Here is a 4137-nt window from a genome sequence, read left to right as displayed (position 1 = left end):
ATGCACGTCGATACGGAAAAAGATTCGATCGTTGTTTATGGGGAAGAAGTTATTTATACAGAGTTTATTTATTTAATGATGAACAAACCACCTGGTGTCATTTCTGCCACGGAAGATAAAAAAGATGAAACCGTCATTGATTTACTTGATCCAGTGGCGCAACATTTTAAACCTTTTCCGGTAGGACGCTTGGATAAAGACACGGAAGGTCTGTTGATTCTGACGAATGACGGCCATCTATCCCATCAGCTTTTATCGCCGAAAAAACATGTGCCGAAATTATATTTCGCCACTATTGATGGGCGAGTAACAGATGATGATGTGAAGAAGTTTAAAGAAGGTGTCACGCTTGATGATGGGTATTTCACAAAACCTGGTGAATTGACTATCTTGTCAAGTGGTGAAGTGTCTGAAATCGAGTTGACGATTATGGAGGGGAAATTTCATCAAGTAAAACGAATGTTTGAATCCGTAGGTAAAAAAGTGACGTATCTAAAACGGATGCGTATGGGTTCTCTTCAATTGGATGAAACTCTCGAGCTCGGCGATTATCGTCCATTAACAGAAGCTGAATTAGAAGTATTACAACAGAAAGAATGACCGAGATTTTCTCGGTCATTCTTTTTTACCTTGATTAAGTAGTCTAAGATGTCATTTTTACGCGTTTGTTCGTCGTTGTCCATCTGCCTCGACTTGGACTGCTGACCAAGTCATTAAAGGCTAACACATTCAAATCTCTTTGAACGGTGCGAGGAGTGATGCCGAATTCATCGACTAAGTCTTGTGTCGTAACAATCCCATGATCTCGGATAAACATGTACACATCTTTAATACGATTGAGCATCCGATCAGTAGTTGGTTTCAATGTAGAACCACTCCTTCATCTTATGTTCTCTTGGCAAAAGACTAGCGGACGATATTATGAGTCTTAAAGTAGACTCCACTATATTGAATAGAGTGCCGTAAACAGCCCCTTTTCTATTAGTTCGTCAGACTACTGTTATCTGACAATTCGATTATATAGTAAAAAGCTCAATAATTCTAGTATTATATCTAAAATTTACAGTGTCTTTACAATATTGACATATAAAAACGAACGATTTTTGCATAAAAGTACTATAATGTTCGTATAAAAAGAAAGTGGAATTGCCCCCTATGATTTTTCGAAGAAAAGTGTAGAATAGCTTTAAGAAAGTGGCAGGAGGAATTCAAACGTGATTAATTGGATGGAAGAAGCACACAAAAGACAGGATGAACTATTAGCAGAATTACAACAACTGATACAAATTCCCAGTGTTCTGGATGAAACACAATCGTCAACAGATCACCCGTTTGGACCCGAGCCGCTAAAGGCGCTAGAGTGGATGCTTCAAAAAGGTCAGCAAGCGGGAATGCAAGTGAAAAATGTCGATCAAATGGCTGGGCACATTGAAATGGGAGAAGGAGAAGAACTTCTTGGTATTTTAGGACATGTTGATGTGGTGCCAGCAGGCAAAGGTTGGACTTATCCTCCGTTTGAAGGTCATATCGAAAATGACCGTTTGTATGGAAGAGGTGCCATTGACGATAAAGGCCCAACAATGGCTGCTTGGATGGCTATGAAAATGGTGAAAGWAGCTGGAATACCGTTAAATAAACGGGTGCGATTAATTATCGGAACAGACGAGGAAAGTGGATTCCGATGCGTAAAACGTTATTTTGAAAAAGAAGAAATGCCGCATATTGGGTTTGCTCCTGATGCCGATTTCCCAATTATCAACGCAGAAAAAGGCATTTCTACTTTAAAATTCACTACGGCCAAGGTAGAGCAGGAAGAGCAGTTGCAATCATTCCAAGCAGGGACACGTACAAACATGGTTCCTGATTTGGCAACAGCTGTTGTATATGGTGAACTAGATACAATTGAACAGGAATTTGAACAGTTCACGCAGCAACATCAACTGCAAGGTTCTATTGAAAGAAAAGATGGTACCATTCAAATGACATTGGAAGGGAAATCAGCGCATGCCATGGAACCAAATGATGGCATAAATGCGGGTGTGTATCTGGCTGAATTCCTGAAAGATGTTGTGACAACTGCTGGATCGAAGACTTTTGTTGAATTTGTTTCCACAGCATTCTTTAAAGATTCTAGAGGAAATGCATTCGGTTTGAACTACAATGATGAAATGTCAGGAGATACAACCTTGAATGCAGGCATCATTTCTTTTGATCCTGCTAAAGGCGGAACGGTGGATGTCAGCTTACGATACTCCGTGACCTATGATTTTGAGAAACAATTGACACAGTGCCAGACGATAATGAGTGACAAAGGAATCGCCGTCGATGTTACATCAAATTCAAAACCACATTATATAGAAGAATCGGATGAGCTTATTCAAAGTTTATCTCGTGTATATGAACGACAGACGGGTGAAAAGGCAACATTGCTATCCATTGGCGGCGGTACTTATGCGCGTGTCCTTAAAAAAGGTGTAGCGTTCGGAATGTTATTCCCAGGTGAGAAAGATGTAGCCCACCAAGTGGATGAATTTGTTGATATTCCAAATCTAATCAAAGCAGTTGCCATTTATGCAGATGCAATTTGTGAACTGGCTTCAAATCAATCGTAGAAAGAAGGATTTATATGAATTGGGTATTGTGGAATGATCGATTAGTAAAAGACGAAGAAATACATTTATCTAAAGAAGACCGTGGTTACCAGTTTGGCGATGGCATTTACGAAGTCATCCGAGTATATAATGGCAATATGTTTACGGCGAAAGAACATATTGATCGCTTTTACGAAAGTGCCGATAAAATTAAATTAGTCATTCCATATACAAAAGATRTATTCCATAAAATGATGTACGATTTAATCGAGGCCAACGAAGTGACAACTGGGCAGGTATATGTTCAAATTACGCGCGGCGGAAGTCCAAGACAACATAATTTTCCTACCGAAGCTGTTGAACCGGTTCTAACGGCATACACGAAGTTAGTGGAGCGTCCCGTTTCCCAAATGGCGAACGGGGTAGCTGCCAAATCGGTTGAAGATGTACGCTGGTTGCGTTGTGATATTAAGAGCTTGAATTTACTAGGGAATATCATGGCAAAACAAGAAGCTTATGAAAATGGATGTTTTGAAGCACTTTTACATAGAGGAGATACAATCACGGAAGGTTCTTCTTCGAATATGTATGGGATTAAAAACGGCGTTCTTTATACACATCCAGCGACCAACTTAATACTAAATGGCATCACACGTCGCGTCATTCTGGCTTGTTGTGAAGAAATCGGTTTACCAGTAGTCGAAGAACCGATGTCTCTATCAACTGTTTATTCAAATGAAGAATTCTTCATGTCATCGACAACTTCGGAAATCATGCCAATTGTCGTCATCGATGGAGTAAAAGTCGGTTCAGGTTTACCTGGAGTTTGGACGAAAAAATTACAAGCCGCATTTGAAGCTAAAATTGAGCAAGCCGTGCATGCATAAGTTAAATGCCTCTCCACTAAGTGGAGGGGTATTTTTTTTAACCTTATTACTGTAAACTGAGTTGTATAAAAAGGGTGGTGTATATGAGATGCAACATTATTTTATCGGGGTAAAACTACCAAGTGAACTGTCTCAACAACTGGTCGATACACGGAATGATTGGCAGTTGGAAAACACACACAAAAGATTGTCTGCTGCAGAGGATTTGCATATCACGTTGGTTTATTTAGGTGCCGTGGAAAGCGAAAAATTGGAGACATTGATGCTAGAGCTGGATGACAATGAATCCTTTGCATCCATGAAACTTACAATTAGTGGAGTGTCCACATTTGGAAATCCCACTACGCCACGTGTAATCTATGCAGCGATCGAAGAACATCCGAAATTGAGCGAGTTGCAAAGTACAATTCTTGAAAAATGCCTGGATCTTTCATTGCCTGTGGATAGCAAGAAGTTTGTTCCGCATATCACTTTAGCGAAAAAATGGAGTGGACGGCAAGAGGGATTTTCAAAAGAAATGCATATAGCAACAAGTACGTTCAAAGTGAATCAATTTTCTGTATACTCCATCAATCCTGGAGTCACGCCTTCTTATCAAGCAATACATACCATTTACTTAAAGGACTAATTTGATGAAAACAACCATTATTGTCAATCCC

General features: G+C 39.8%; 5 protein-coding genes. 4 read left to right on the top strand and 1 reads right to left on the bottom strand.

The window, feature by feature from the left end:
• Positions 1 to 600: 16S rRNA pseudouridine(516) synthase (locus AC1DSB_RS15395; protein WP_477587040.1), on the top strand; the 600-nt coding region annotated here is incomplete at its 5' end.
• A gap of 43 nt (positions 601 to 643) precedes the next feature.
• Here the strand turns inward: AC1DSB_RS15395 and AC1DSB_RS15390 are convergent.
• Positions 644 to 865 carry a DeoR family transcriptional regulator gene (locus AC1DSB_RS15390; protein WP_016426574.1) on the bottom strand — a complete coding sequence of 74 codons (222 nt, stop codon included), beginning with the start codon at positions 863 to 865 and terminating at the stop codon, positions 644 to 646.
• A gap of 352 nt (positions 866 to 1217) precedes the next feature.
• Here AC1DSB_RS15390 and pepV point away from each other — a divergent pair, with 352 nt between their 5' ends.
• From pepV to thpR, 3 genes are all read left to right on the top strand, one after another.
• Complete coding sequence (pepV, locus tag AC1DSB_RS15385) at positions 1218 to 2612, top strand: dipeptidase PepV (RefSeq protein ID WP_477587041.1); 1395 nt, start codon at positions 1218 to 1220, stop codon at positions 2610 to 2612.
• 14 nt (positions 2613 to 2626) lie between these two features.
• Complete coding sequence (dat, locus tag AC1DSB_RS15380) at positions 2627 to 3478, top strand: D-amino-acid transaminase (protein ID WP_477587039.1); 852 nt, start codon at positions 2627 to 2629, stop codon at positions 3476 to 3478.
• Between the two features lie 88 nt (positions 3479 to 3566).
• Positions 3567 to 4106, top strand: a complete 540-nt coding sequence (gene thpR, locus AC1DSB_RS15375; RefSeq protein ID WP_477531205.1) for an RNA 2',3'-cyclic phosphodiesterase — start codon at positions 3567 to 3569, stop codon at positions 4104 to 4106.
• The last annotated feature ends 31 nt before the right edge of the window (positions 4107 to 4137 follow it).

The organism is Paenisporosarcina sp. P4_E4_2 (genome assembly GCF_056401595.1).
Note: the sequence above shows the minus strand (reverse complement) of the source record. Positions and strands in the feature narration are given on the sequence as shown.